The organism is Kitasatospora sp. NPDC058115, assembly GCF_042884635.1.
GTDB lineage: Bacteria > Actinomycetota > Actinomycetes > Streptomycetales > Streptomycetaceae > Kitasatospora.
The window spans coordinates 165334-177928 of record NZ_JBHVTL010000018.1 but is presented as its reverse complement, the minus strand read 5'-3'; the positions used below and the strand labels follow the sequence as shown (position 1 = coordinate 177928).

Here is a 12595-nt window from a genome sequence, read left to right as displayed (position 1 = left end):
TGTCCCGGCAGCTCCAGGGGGGGGATCGGGCGGGACTTCCCTAGCGGGCGAGCTCCCCGGCCATGCGCTCGCGCAGGCTCAGCGGGCGCATGTCGGTCCACACCTCGGAGATGCGGGTGAGGCACTCCTCGCGGGTTCCCTCGGTGCCCTCGGCCCGCCAGCCGGCCGGCAGGGCGCGGTCCGCGGACCAGATCGAATACTGCTCCTCGTCATTGAGGACCACACAGAAGATGTCCTGGTTGGACGTGTTCTCAGACATTGCCACTCCTCGCGATTCGGGTCCGTACCGGCGTGGAATCCGCTGGGCACGTCGGCGCGACGCCATGACGTCCTGCGCCGTACTCCGGGAAGTCTGTGCGGGTGGGCTATATCTGTTCTATCGGGCAGCTATACAGTGCGGACGCGACGAGGCCCCGGTGCGGGGCGGCCTCGTGGGCCGCCCCGCACCGGGGCCTCGCGTACTGTCCGACGTGCTGTTCTTCGGTCCTGCGGTCAGGCGGAGTGGACGCTGACGTCACCGGCGTCGGAGTGCACGGTGATCGTGCCGGGCCCGGCCGGGGCCTGGGCGACGTCGACGTCCTTCCGGCCGGCCTTGGTGTCGGCCTCCACCTTGTACGGCTGCCCGTCGCGCGGCACCGTCACCTTGACGTTGCCCGCCTGCGAGCGGGCGGTCACCTGGGACGGCGCCTTGGCGAACCCCAGGTTCAGGTTGCCCGACTGGGTGTCGGCCGAGGCGACCCCGGAGCTGAGGCCGCCGGCGGTGATGTTGCCCGCCTTGGTGGTCGCGGAGAGCCGGCCCGCGGCGTCGGACACCTTGATGTCCCCGGCCCCGGTCTGCAGCTCCTGATCGCCCTGGATGGCCTGGGCGTTGATGGTGCCGGCCTCCGTGAACGCCTTGACCGCCACGGCGGCGGGCACCCGCACGGTGTAGTCGGCCGAGCAGTGCCGGCCGTCGCAGGTGCTGGTGATCTTCAGGACGTTGCCCTGCCACTCCTCGGTGAAGGAGGGGCGGTCCTCGGTCCAGGTCAGCTTCCGGTCGATGCCGACCCGGCCCTGGTCACCCGGCGTCAGGGTGATGCCCCCGCTGTCCAGGTGGAACTCGATGCGCTCGATCTGGTGGTCGAAGGAGACCTGCTGGGTCTCGGTCTGCGTCGACGCAAGGCCCGAACATCCGGCCAGGGCGGCGCCGGCGACGATCACGGCGGTGCCGGTCACGCCCGCTTTCCGGGCGGCCCCGAGCAACCCCATCGGCTTGTTCTGTGGCGACATGCTTCCCCTCTTATCCGTTCAGGAACTTCAGGACGGCCAGGACCCGGCGGTGGTCGTAGTCGGCCGGCGGGATGTCCAGCTTGCTGAAGATCCCGTTGATGTGCTTCGCCACGGCGCTCTCGCTCACCACCAGGGCGGCGGCGATCCCGGCGTTGGACCGGCCCTGCGCCATCAGGACGAGCACATCGCGCTCACGCGCGGTGATGCGCTCCAGGGGGTCGCCCTGCTGGCGGACCAGCAACTGGGAGACCACCTCGGGGTCGAGGACGGTCCCGCCCTCGGCCACCCGCCGGACGGCGTCCAGGAACTCGTCCACATCGGCCACCCGGTCCTTCAGCAGGTAGCCCAGCGCCCTGGTCCGGCCGGACAGCAGCCTGACGGCGTACCGCTCCTCGACGTACTGGGAGAGCACCAGCACCGCGACCTCCGGGAACCGCTCCCGGATCTTCAACGCGGCCTGCAGGCCCTCGTCCCGGAAGCCCGGGGGCATCCGCACGTCCGTCAGGGCCAGCGCGGGCCGGTGCTCCTCGACGGCGGCGAGCAGGGCCTCGGCGTCGCCGACGGCGGCGACGACCTCGTACCCCTCGGCTTCGAGCAGCCGCACGATGCCCACCCGCAGCAGCACCGCGTCCTCGGCGATCACGATCCGCATGGCAGCTCCGCGGTGATCACGGTCGGCCCGCCGACCGGGCTGTCGATGTGCAGGGTTCCGTCCACTCCGCCGACCCGCTGCACGAGGCCGCGAAGTCCGCTGCCCGCCTTCTCACTTGCGCCCCCACACCCGTTGTCCGTGACTGTCACCTTGATGATCTCACCCCGCGCAGGGTCCTCGATCTGCTCGACGCTGACGGCCACCTCGCTCGCCCCGGAGTGCTTGGCGACATTGGCCAGCGCCTCGGAGACCACGAAGTACGCCGCCGCCTCGATCGTCCCCGACGGCCGCTGCCGCAGGTCCACCCGCAGTCGCGCCGGCACGGGGGAGCGCGCCGCGATGCCGGACAGGGCCGCGTCGAGGCCGAGGTCGTCGAGGACGGCCGGGTGCAGCCCGCGGACCAGCTGCCGCAGGTCGGACAGGGTCTGCTTGGTCTGCTCGTGCGCCTGCGCGAGTGCCTCCCGCGCCGGCTCCGGCATGTCCTTGATCTTCCTGCGGGTGATCCCCAGGTTCATCGACAGGGAAACCAACTGCTGCTGGACCCCGTCGTGGAGGTCGCGTTCGAGACGGCGGCGCTCCGAGTCGGCCGCCTCGACCACCTTGGCCCGGGCCTCGGTCAGGGTGACCACCCGCTCCGACAGCTGGTTCGCCCGGTCGCGCTGGCTCGGCCCGAGCAGCTGCCGGGCGAGCGCGAGGTCCAGCTGTGCCACGCCGCGCGCCACGCTCAGCGACAGCTGCAGCACGGCGATCCCGGCGACGGTGAGCACCACCAGCAGGACCTGGTGCAGGCCCATCGTGTACGGCAGGGCGCGGCCGAGCCCCGTGGTGCCCAGGTGGACGGTGGCCATCGCCAGGCCGGCCGCCCACAGGCCGAGCAGCAGGGCGGCGCCGAGCACGCCCCCCGCACCCGCCAGCGCGTGGTAGCCGAGCCAGCGCCAGGTGGTCGACGAACGGGCCTCGGCCAGCACCCGCCGCACCCAGCCGCCCTCGGCGGGCGGCGCGGCCGGCTTCTCCAGCACCAGTTCGACGCCGAGCAGGGCGGCGAACCTGGCCCGCTGGAGGGCGACGAGCCGGTGCGAGCACCAGAACAGGGCGGCGAGCAGCGGCAGCGCGAACACCCAGGTCACCGCCAGCCCGGCGGTGAGCCCGCCGAGGACCAGCAGCACCGCGCAGGTCAGCAGCCCGACCGGCAGGCCCAGCAGCACGTGCAGGACGAGCCGCCACGTCCTCGCCGACCAGGGCGCGGACAGCACGCCCGGAAGGCTGTCCGCGACCCGGCGCACCCCCCGTTGTTCCATGGCATCCACTGCGTACCCGTCTCCTCTGTGCTCGTCCTCGTCCGCCGTCGCCGGGCTCCCGGGCCCCGTGGGCCCGGCGTTCCCCGTCCGCCGTCCGCCGTCCGTTCCGTCCCGGACGAGTCTCGTCGATCGCGGCCGTCCCGTCAGGTACGGAGGTACCCGTCTTGAGGGTGGTACCAGGTACAGGGTCCCGGCCGCCGCGGTGGCCGCTCCCGCCCCGGATCCGGTGCGATATCGAGGAAATATGGGACCCGGTCGCAGGATGTCGCCTGAAACGCACCCGAATTGTCGGCGATCAGGCAGGGGATCGACGTGACCAATCAGAACGAGCCGTGGCAGCCGCTGGAGATCAGCCCGGAGAGCGCCCGGGCGGCGGCGAGCGCCGAGGGCCTCACCGCGTACCTGGAGGAGGCCGGTGACCTCCACGAACTGCTCACCGCGCACAAGGCCCTGGTGTTCCGCGGGTTCGGGGTCGGCGAGGGCGAGCTCGGACCGGTCATGGACCGCCTGGTGCCCGGCCGGCTCGCCTACGTCCACGGCAACTCGCCGCGCAGCAAGGTCGGCAGCAACCTCTACACCTCGACCGAGTACCCGAGCGACCAGACCATCTCGATGCACAACGAGCTCTCCTACGCCCACCGGTGGCCGACGCGGCTGATGTTCTGTTGCGTGGCCGCCCCGGAGACCGGCGGCGCGACCCCCGTGGTGGACGCCGCGCGCTGGCTGGAGTCGCTCGACGACGAGGTGCGCGAGGCCTACGCGGGCGGCGTCCGCTACACCCAGAACCTGCACGGCGGCGTCGGCCTCGGCAAGAGCTGGCAGGACACCTTCGAGACGGACCGCACCGAGGTCGTCGACGAGTTCCTCGCCGCCACCGGGGCCACCTGGGAGTGGCGCCGCGGCGGCGACCTGCGGGTGAGCCAGGAGCGGCCGTCCACCCTGCGCCACCCGGTGACGGGCGTCGAGGTCTGGTTCAACCAGTCCGACCAGTGGCACCCGGCGGGGCTGGGCGACGAGACGGCCGCCGAGCTGATGAAGCTGCTGCCGGCCGACGAGCTGCCGCAGTCGGTGACCTTCGCCGACGGCCGGCCGATCCCCGCCGAGTACATCCGGCAGGTCCGTGACCGGGGGCTGGGCGCCGCGGTGGACGTGGACTGGCGCCGCGGGGACCTGATGGTCATCGACAACGTGCTCGTCGGGCACGGGCGCAGGCCGTTCACCGGCGGGCGCCGCGTCCTGGTGGCGATGACCGACCACGCCCCGGTCGCGGCCTGACCCGGGCCGTTCCGCGTTCCGGGCACCACTTCGACTCGTCCTCGTACTCATTCAGGTGGACCCTCCATGCTGCTGCCATCGAACACGATTGAGATCCCCGTCGGCCTGCGCCGGCTCGTCACATCGATCCAGGAGGTCGTCGACCGGGGCCTGCCGGACGACCGGACCGCACCGCTGGTGGCGGAGCTGCTGCGCGCGGCGCTCCCGGAGGGCGAACTGCTCCGGGAGTGCGACCGGATCGGCTCGCCCGACGGCTACACCCAGCACGTGCTGCACGTGGGCGACGGCGGCGGGTTCTCCGTCGTCGCCCTGGTGTGGCTGCCCGGCCAGCGCACCCCCGTCCACGACCACATCTCCTGGTGCGTGGTGGGCGTGCTGGAGGGCGAGGAGACCGAGGTGGTCTTCGCCCGGGACGCGGACGGCCCGCCGGGGTCGCTCCGCGCCGTCGGCGAGGAACACAACCCGACCGGCAGCGTCTGCTGGCTCGTTCCGCCGGACGACATCCACGTGGTCCGCAACGACGGCCCGGGCCTGGCGATCTCCCTGCACGTGTACGGCGCCGACGTCTCCCTGCTGGGCTCCAGCATCCGCCGGACCTACCGGCCGGCGGGTTCCTAGGACCGCCCGCCACGGCCCCGGAGGCGCCGGTCGGAAAGGCGCCTCCGAGGCCGTGCCGCACGGGAGGGGGAGCCGGGGCATCAGCTCGCGAGAGCCGCTCCGGCCATGATCTCCCGTGCCATCCGCGGGAATTCGCGGTCGCCCGCCAGGACCGCCTCGTGCACCCGGGAGAGGGTCGGGCCCGGGTCGATGCCCAGTTCCTCCGCGAGGATGCGCCGGCCCTCCCAGAAGACGCCCAGCGCCTCGCCCTGCCGGTCGCCCAGACAGAGCGCGATCATGAACTGCGCCCGCAGCCGCTCCCGCAGCGGATACATCATCACCAGCCCGGCCAGCTCGGACACCAGCGCCCGGTGGTCCGCCATCGCCAGGTCGGCGTCGATCCGGGCCTCCAGCGCGGAGATCCGCTCCTCCTCCAACTGCGGGCCGTGGACGTCCCGCAGGACGTCCGTGGTGTCGGCGAGCGCGGGCCCGCGCCAGAGCTGCAGCGCGGCCCGCAGCCGCGCCGCCGCCCGCCGGTGGTCACCGGCCCGCAGCTCGCGGTCGGCCTGGGCGGCCATCCGCCGGAACTCCCTGTGGTCGAAGCGCGCGGACCCGAGGCGCAGCAGGTAGCCGGACGACTGGCGGACGATCTCGGCGTCCGCCCCGACGTGCTTGCGCAGCCGCGACACGTGCGTGTAGATCTGCGCGGAATGCGTGACCGGTGGCCGGGGCCCCCACAGCCAGGTGCTCAGCTTCTCGTCCGAGACGAGCTTCTCGTTCGCCATGAGGAGCCCGGCCAGGATGGTCTTCTGCTTGGCCCCGCTCGGCGCGTGGTCCTGGCCGCCCGAACGGACCAGGACCGGGCCGAGGATCGAGAACTCCATTTCCGTCCCCCTGAGAAAATGATCTGCCACCGCCGGGACCGTCCACACCTGGTCCCGGGGCCTGCTGCGACGGGGTCCGGCCCGGCAAACGGGCCGATCCGTCGTAGGCTTATCACTCTCGGCCGGAGCTCTATATTTTTTCTATTTCAACTTTGTTGCGCGGGATTTCCCGGATTCATTCACGAGTATTTCACGGGAATTCCCGGGGGTGCCCGGCGCGGGGCCGCGACCTCCGCCGGGGCCGCCCCTCCCTTGGCCGGGCCGGCGGACCTATGTACGTTGGTCCATAAGTGCCGGGGAACCAGGGCCCGGCCGGTACGGAAGGACCCGCGCATGACCGACCGCCCCGAACCCGCCGCGCCCGCCCGCTGCTGCATGCCCTCCGGGGGAGGCGGCGGCGCGACGCCGCTGCTGCTGCCCGTCGGTGACCGGAGCGCCGGCCGGAACGCCGGCCGGAACGCCGGCCGCAGCGCCGGCCGGGGCGACGAGGGCATGGTGCTGCTGCCCGGCGGCGAGTTCCTGATGGGCACCGAGGACGCCGAGGGGTTCCCCGGCGACGGGGAGGGCCCGGTGCGCCCGGTGCGGCTGAGGCCGTTCCGGATCGACACCCGCGCGGTGAGCAACGACCGGTTCGCGCGGTTCGTCGCCGACACCGGGTACCGCACCGAGGCGGAGCGCATCGGCTGGTCCTACGTGTTCGCCTCCTTCCTGCCCGCCGCGCTGCGCCGCGGCGCCCCCCGCCCGGAGCGCACGCCCTGGTGGTGCGGGGTGCAGGGCGCCGCCTGGAACCGGCCCGAGGGGCCGGGCAGCGACGTCGACGGGCGCGGCGACCACCCGGTGGTGCACGTGTCCTGGAACGACGCGGCGGCGTACGCGGCCTGGGCCGGCAAGCGGCTGCCCACCGAGGCGGAGTGGGAGTACGCGGCCCGCGGCGGGCTGGAGCAGGCGCGCTACCCGTGGGGCGACGAGCTGGACCCGGCGGGGGAGTACCGCTGCAACATCTGGCGCGGCACCTTCCCGGCGCGCAACACCGCCGCCGACGGCTTCCGCGGCACCGCCCCCGTCGACGCCTTCGAGCCCAACGGCTTCGGGCTCCACAACGTGTCCGGCAACGTCTGGGAGTGGTGCGCCGACTGGTGGACCACCGACCACCCGGCGGCCCGTCCGCTCGTCGACCCCGCCGGCCCCGCCACCGGCACCGACAAGGTCATCCGGGGCGGCTCCCACATGTGCCACCGCTCCTACTGCAACCGCTACCGGGTGGCCGCCCGCACCGCCAACAGCCCGGACAGCTCCAGCGGCCACGCGGGCTTCCGCTGCGCGGCGGACGCGTAGCGCGCGGCGGGTGCGTCGCGCGCGGCGGGTGCGTCGCGCGCGGACGGCGCGCAACGGGTCGCAACGGGTCGCAACCGGAGCCTTGACATCCGCCTACCGGTGGATGAATCTGTGGGTCATAAGTTCCTCAGAACATAGGTGCCGCCGATGCAGCTCGACTATGTGATTCTCGGGGGGCTGGCGCTGCGCCGGCTGTCCGGCTACGACCTGCGCCGCTGGATGGACGGGCCGGGCCGCTACATCGGGTACGGAGTCCAACTCCCGCACATCTACCGCCGGCTGGCCAAGCTCGTGGAGCGCGGCTGGGTGGACTTCGAGGTCGATCCGCGCGAGGGCCGGCCGGACGCCAAGGTGTACCGGCTGACCGAGGACGGCCGCACGGCGCTCCTGGAGTGGGCGAGGTCCCCCTATGTGCCCTCCTCGCGCGCCAGGGACCCCGACTTCACCCTGCGCTTCGTCTTCGCCGGACAGCTCGACCCGGCGATCGCCCTGGAGGTCGTCACCACCGAGCTGGAGCTCCGGCTCCAGCAGCACGCGGAGCCGCGCGCCCTGCCGCTCCCCGGCTCCTACGACCCGCAGCTCCCCGAACTCGACGCCGACTGGGCCACCGAGATCCACACCATGGCCCATGAGTACGGCTACGCCTACGGCGCCTCGTACATCGCCTGGCTCCAGCTCACCAAGGCCCGCCTGGAGACGCGGCTCGGCCGCTGAACCACGGCCCGCCGCGCCCCCGCGGCGCCGCCCCACCCCCTGATCACCGGTCGCCCGGCGTCCCCCTGCCGCCGGGCCGCACCGGCGTGCGCACCTGCCCCGCTCCCCCTCCCCCGGAGACCCTCATGCGCATCATCTACGTCGACGTGGACACCCTCCGCGCCGACCACACCACCCCCTACGGCTACCACCGCCCCACCACCCCCAACCTCCAGGCCCTCGCCGACAAATCGGTCACCTTCGAGCGCTACTACTGCTCCGACTCGCCCTGCCTGCCCTCGCGCACCGCACTGACGAGCGGTCAGTTCGGCATCACCAACGGCGTGATCGGACACTTCGGGCCCGCCGCCCAGTTCCGGCTCGACTCCGGACACGGCCCCGAGCCCGACCGCCCCCTGCTCGGCCAGCTCCTCGGCTTCGCCGGCCACTACACCGCCGCCGTCTCGGTGTTCGCCGAGCGCCACCGCGCCTACTTCTTCCACGCCAACTTCCGCGAGTCCATCCGCGCCACCGCCCGCCTCGGCGACGAGGAGGCCCAGGACGTCAACCGCGCCGCCGTCGACTGGATCCGCCGGCACGCCGACGACGAGAACTGGTACCTGCACCTCACCTACTGGGACCCGCACACCAACTACACCCAGCCCGCCGAGTGGACCGAGAAGATGGCCGCCTCCGGCCCGGTGCAGGAGTGGCCCGACGAGGAGACCATCGCCGCCCACGCCGAGATCTACGGCCCGCGCAGCGCCCTCGACCTGCACTACTCGCTGACCGGCGACGGCACCTCCCCGGTCCCGCACAACATGCCCGACGCCGTCCGCTCCCGCGCCGACTTCGAGCACCTGATCAACGGCTACGACGGGGCGGTCCACTACTGGGACCACTACTTCGGCCAACTCATGGCGACCCTGGAGGAGTTGGGGATCGCCGAGGAGACCGCGGTGATCGTCAGCGCCGACCACGGCGAGTCCTTCGGCGAGCAGGGCTCCTACGCGGAGCACGGCCTCGCCAACGAACCCACCCACCGGGTGCCGCTGATCGTCCACTGGCCCGGCGTCACCGACCGGCTGCCCGCCGAGGCGCGGCGCAACGACGCACTGCTCTACAACATCGACCTCGCCCCCACCCTCTGCGACCTGCTCGGCATACCCGTGCCGGCCGGCTGGCAGGGCACCTCCTTCGCCCCCGCGGTGCGCGGCGAGACCATCGAGTCCCGCCCCTACCTGGTCCTCGGCCACGGCGCCCACACCTACCAGCGCGCCGTGCGCACCCGCGACCACCTCTACATCCGCACCTACCACCCCGGGGCCTTCCGGGCCGAGTGGGAGCAGCTCTTCCACGTCACCGAGGACCCGTACCTCACCCGCGACCTGCTCGACGAGGAACCCGAACTCGCCGCCGTCATGCGCTCCCACCTCGCCGAGTGGTGGAACGAGCACGCCGGCCGCCCCGGCTGCCTGCCCGACCCGATGCAGGCCACCCTCCAGACCGGCCCGACGTACTACAACGACCCCGCCCGCTACGCCCGGCACCTGCGGGACACCGGCCGCGAGCACCTCGCCGAGGACCTCGAAGCCCGCCTCACCTCCCTGAACGTGCCGGTCTCCTGGCACGCCCCCGACCGACCGCGCACCGCCGAACTCGCGGCCCGCTGGGCGGCCCTGATGCAGACCCGTGACGAGCGCTCCGTCCGGTCCGACTGATCCGCCGTGCCAAGGGAGTTCCGCATGACCGCCGATTCCCCGCCGCCCGCCGCGGTGACCTCCCCGCCCGCCTCCGCCGCCGCCTCCGATGCCGCCGCCGCCCCGGGCGGCAAGGGCCGCTGGCGCCAACTGGGCCTGCTCAGCGCCGCCATGGCCACCGACAGCGGCGAGCAGGGCGCCGTCTCGGTGCTCTTCCCCGCGATGCGCTCCGCCCTGAACCTGCCACTGGCGGCGCTCAGCCTGCTGGTCGCCCTGGGCAAGATCATCGGGGTGGTCTTCGGGCCGATCTGGGTGAGCCTCGCCCAGCGCTACCCGCGCAAGTACGTGCTCGCCGTCAGCTCCGGCCTGTGGGGCGTGTGGACCGTGGCCACCGGCCTGGCCCAGAACTACGTGCAGCTCGTGGTGCTCTTCGCGATCGCCGCCGCCGGCGTCGCCGGGAGCGGTCCCCTGATCAACGGCATCCTCGCCGACCTCTTCGACGACCGGGCCCGCGGCCGGGCGGCGGGCGTCCTGTTCGGCACCGTGGCCCTGGTCACCGGGCTCCTCGGACCGGTGCTCGGGCAGCTGTCCCGGGTCGACGGCGGATGGCGGTACGGGTTCTTCGCCGTCGGCGCCATGCAACTGCTGGCGGGGTTCGCCGTCCTGCTGTTCTTCGACGACCCCGGCGTCGGCGGGGCCGAGCACCAACTCGCCGCGCGGAAGGAAGGACCCGCCGCGCCGCGCGTCCGTGCCTTCGACCGGGCGGCCCTGCGCCGGCTGGCCGGCATCCGCAGCTTCCCGCTGATGTGCCTGCAACGCCTGCTCAGCGCCCAGTTCGTGATGATCGCCTTCGGCGTGGTGTTCCTGGTCGACGTCCGCGGGTTCAGCACCGCGGAGGCCTCGCTGGTGATCCTCCCCTCCTCGCTGTCGTACCTGATCGGCACCCTCGCCGGCGGGCTGGCCGCGGACCGCGTGCAGCGCCGCTTCCCCGGCTCGGGCCGCATCGCCGTCCTGCAGACCGCGATCCTCGGGTACGGCGTCGTCGCCTACGTCGCCACCCAGATCGCCTGGACCCACCTCGGCGTCTACGCCGCCCTCTTCTCGCTGCTGGGCCTGCTGCAGGGCTTCCAGCCGTCGGTCAACCGGCCGGTCGTCATGGCCATCACACCGCCGGAACTGCGCGGCGCGGCCTTCGCCGTCTTCCTCGGCATCGAAGGGGCCGCCTGGGCCGTGATCACCCTGCTGGTCGGCCACCTCGGCGACGCCGTCGGACTGCAGGGCGCCTTCCTGTGGATGGTGGTCGTGGTCCTCCTCGCCAACGGTCTCCTCACCACACCGCTGTACCGCACCTACGGCCGCGACGTCGCCGCCGTCCAGACCGAGCTGGACCGGCGCGCCACCGCCGACGACCGGCCGCTGCCGACCGAACCGCAGAACTAGGAACCGCACATGACCAGCCGTCCCAACTTCGTGATCCTGATGCCCGACCAGCTGCGCGCGGACGCCGTCGGCGCGTTCGGCAACCCCTACGTCAGCACCCCGCACCTGGACGCCCTCGCGGCCCGCGGCACCACCTTCAACCAGGCCTACGTCCAGCACCCGGTCTGCTCGCCGAGCCGGGCGTCGATGCTCACCGGCTGGTACCCGCACACCGCGGGCCACCGGACCCTCACCCACCTGCTCAAGGAGCACGAGCCCAACCTGCTGCGCATCCTCAAGGACGCCGGCTACCACGTCGCCTGGGCGGGCGCGCGCGGCGACACCTTCGCGCCGGGCGTCACCGAGGCGAGCGTCCACGAGTACGGCTTCTCGACCATGCCCACCGTCGGCTACGGCGGGGACTACCCGGACGGCGTCTGGTCCCGGCTGTTCTACCGGGGCCTGGTCCCCGACGACGGCCGGATCGACCCCGACGAGGCCGCGATCCGCTCCGCCGAACGGTGGCTGGAGAACCCGCCCGGGCAGCCCTGGGTGCTGTTCGTCCCGCTGGTCGCGCCGCACTGCCCGTTCCAGGTCGAGGAGCCCTGGTACTCCCAGGTCGACCGGGACGCCCTCCCCGACCCGGTCGCCCCCGGGGACGCGGCCGGCGAGCCGCGCTACATGCGGGCCGTCCGCGAGCGCTACGGGATCGGCGACGTCACCCCGGAGCAGTGGCGCGAGGTGACGGCCACCTACTACGGGATGATCTCCCGCCTCGACGACCAGCTCGGCCGGGTGATGGGCGCGGTCGCCGGGGCCGGCGCCGCGGACGACACCGTGACCCTGTTCTTCGCCGACCACGGCGAATACCTCGGCGACTTCGGGCTGATCGAGAAGTGGCCCTCGGCGATGCACGACTGCATTGTCCGCGACCCCCTGATCATCAGCGGCGGCGGCTTCGCCGGCGGACGGTCCAGCGACGCCCTGGTGGAGATGATCGACGTCCTGCCCACCGTGCTGGAGCTGGCCGGGGTCGAGGCGCCGCACCGCCACTTCGGCCGCAGCCTGGTCCCGCTGCTGCACGACCCGGCCGCGCCGCACCGCGAGTACGCCTTCACCGAGGGCGGCTTCACCGTCGAGGAGGAGGAGCAACTGGAGCGCCCTGGCTTCCCGTACGACCTCAAGGGCGCCCTCCAGCACGAGGACCCCACCCTGGTCGGCAAGGCCGTCGCCGTCCGCGACCACGCCTGGACGTACGTCTGGCGGCTCTACGAGCCGCCGGAGCTCTACCACCGCGCGAGCGACCCCCGGGAGCGGGTCAACCTGGCGGGCCGCGAGGAGCACGCCGGCACCGAACGGCGGCTGCACGACGCCGTGCTGCGCTGGATGGTCGAGACCGCCGACGTCATCCCGCCCGCGCCGGACCCGCGCCTGCCGCAGGTGGCCCTGCCGGCGCCCGGCAGCCGGTAGCCC

General features: G+C 73.0%; 12 protein-coding genes. 7 read left to right on the top strand and 5 right to left on the bottom strand.

The features are described 5' to 3' along the window. Positions 1-40 precede the first annotated feature (40 nt). The 4 genes from ACFVVL_RS20595 to ACFVVL_RS20580 all read right to left on the bottom strand — a co-directional run bounded on the left by ACFVVL_RS20595 (position 41) and on the right by ACFVVL_RS20580 (position 3219). On the bottom strand, positions 41-259 hold the full coding sequence (locus ACFVVL_RS20595; protein WP_380291877.1) for an MbtH family protein: 219 nt from the start codon (positions 257-259) through the stop codon (positions 41-43). A gap of 233 nt (positions 260-492) precedes the next feature. Continuing rightward, a complete protein-coding gene (locus ACFVVL_RS20590; protein WP_387677187.1) occupies positions 493-1269 on the bottom strand; it encodes a DUF4097 family beta strand repeat-containing protein in 777 nt (258 codons plus the stop codon). Positions 1270-1279: 10 nt separating this feature from the next. Then, entirely contained in the window at positions 1280-1921 is a 642-nt protein-coding gene (locus ACFVVL_RS20585) for a response regulator (protein WP_387677184.1), read from the bottom strand. Continuing rightward, positions 1909-3219, bottom strand: a complete 1311-nt coding sequence (locus ACFVVL_RS20580; protein ID WP_387677181.1) for a sensor histidine kinase — start codon at positions 3217-3219, stop codon at positions 1909-1911. The genes ACFVVL_RS20585 and ACFVVL_RS20580 overlap by 13 nt, the downstream gene beginning before the upstream one ends. Before the next feature lie 312 nt (positions 3220-3531). Between ACFVVL_RS20580 and ACFVVL_RS20575 the strand changes: the two genes are divergently transcribed. Together ACFVVL_RS20575 and ACFVVL_RS20570 are read left to right on the top strand one after the other, a co-directional pair. After that, the gene (locus tag ACFVVL_RS20575) at positions 3532-4494 is read left to right on the top strand and encodes a TauD/TfdA family dioxygenase (protein WP_387677179.1); all 963 of its coding nucleotides are present in this window, start codon (positions 3532-3534) and stop codon (positions 4492-4494) included. 66 nt (positions 4495-4560) lie between these two features. Further along, entirely contained in the window at positions 4561-5112 is a 552-nt protein-coding gene (locus ACFVVL_RS20570; RefSeq protein ID WP_380291867.1) for a cysteine dioxygenase, read from the top strand. 80 nt (positions 5113-5192) lie between these two features. Here ACFVVL_RS20570 and ACFVVL_RS20565 read toward each other — a convergent pair whose 3' ends face one another. Further along, entirely contained in the window at positions 5193-5975 is a 783-nt protein-coding gene (locus ACFVVL_RS20565) for a BTAD domain-containing putative transcriptional regulator (protein WP_380291865.1), read from the bottom strand. A 492-nt stretch (positions 5976-6467) separates the two neighbouring features. On the opposite strand from ACFVVL_RS20565, the gene ACFVVL_RS20560 reads away from it, so the two are divergent. The 5 genes from ACFVVL_RS20560 (at position 6468) to ACFVVL_RS20540 (ending at position 12592) form a co-directional block, all read left to right on the top strand. Further along, positions 6468-7310, top strand: coding sequence for a formylglycine-generating enzyme family protein (locus ACFVVL_RS20560; protein WP_387677201.1), 843 nt, complete (start codon positions 6468-6470; stop codon positions 7308-7310). A gap of 147 nt (positions 7311-7457) precedes the next feature. Beyond that, positions 7458-8024 carry a PadR family transcriptional regulator gene (locus ACFVVL_RS20555; RefSeq protein WP_387677176.1) on the top strand — a complete coding sequence of 189 codons (567 nt, stop codon included), beginning with the start codon at positions 7458-7460 and terminating at the stop codon, positions 8022-8024. Between the two features lie 125 nt (positions 8025-8149). Then, complete coding sequence (locus tag ACFVVL_RS20550; RefSeq protein ID WP_387677173.1) at positions 8150-9724, top strand: sulfatase; 1575 nt, start codon at positions 8150-8152, stop codon at positions 9722-9724. Between the two features lie 24 nt (positions 9725-9748). After that, positions 9749-11143 (top strand): MFS transporter, encoded by a 1395-nt coding sequence (locus tag ACFVVL_RS20545; protein ID WP_387677169.1) that lies wholly within the window; start codon positions 9749-9751, stop codon positions 11141-11143. 9 nt (positions 11144-11152) lie between these two features. Then, positions 11153-12592: a sulfatase-like hydrolase/transferase gene (locus ACFVVL_RS20540; RefSeq protein ID WP_387677166.1), complete on the top strand. Its 1440-nt coding sequence runs from the start codon at positions 11153-11155 to the stop codon at positions 12590-12592. Positions 12593-12595 lie beyond the last annotated feature (3 nt).

Bases quoted from the DNA above. Each gene is read 5' to 3' on its own strand.
- ACFVVL_RS20595 (WP_380291877.1), bottom strand. From the start codon at position 259: ATGTCTGAGAACACGTCCAACCAGGACATCTTCTGTGTGGTCCTCAAT.
- ACFVVL_RS20590 (WP_387677187.1), bottom strand. From the start codon at position 1,269: ATGTCGCCACAGAACAAGCCGATGGGGTTGCTCGGGGCCGCCCGGAAA.
- ACFVVL_RS20585 (WP_387677184.1), bottom strand. From the start codon at position 1,921: ATGCGGATCGTGATCGCCGAGGACGCGGTGCTGCTGCGGGTGGGCATC.
- ACFVVL_RS20580 (WP_387677181.1), bottom strand. From the start codon at position 3,219: ATGGAACAACGGGGGGTGCGCCGGGTCGCGGACAGCCTTCCGGGCGTG.
- ACFVVL_RS20570 (WP_380291867.1), top strand. From the start codon at position 4,561: ATGCTGCTGCCATCGAACACGATTGAGATCCCCGTCGGCCTGCGCCGG.
- ACFVVL_RS20565 (WP_380291865.1), bottom strand. From the start codon at position 5,975: ATGGAGTTCTCGATCCTCGGCCCGGTCCTGGTCCGTTCGGGCGGCCAG.
- ACFVVL_RS20560 (WP_387677201.1), top strand. From the start codon at position 6,468: ATGGTGCTGCTGCCCGGCGGCGAGTTCCTGATGGGCACCGAGGACGCC.
- ACFVVL_RS20555 (WP_387677176.1), top strand. From the start codon at position 7,458: ATGCAGCTCGACTATGTGATTCTCGGGGGGCTGGCGCTGCGCCGGCTG.
- ACFVVL_RS20550 (WP_387677173.1), top strand. From the start codon at position 8,150: ATGCGCATCATCTACGTCGACGTGGACACCCTCCGCGCCGACCACACC.
- ACFVVL_RS20545 (WP_387677169.1), top strand. From the start codon at position 9,749: ATGACCGCCGATTCCCCGCCGCCCGCCGCGGTGACCTCCCCGCCCGCC.
- ACFVVL_RS20540 (WP_387677166.1), top strand. From the start codon at position 11,153: ATGACCAGCCGTCCCAACTTCGTGATCCTGATGCCCGACCAGCTGCGC.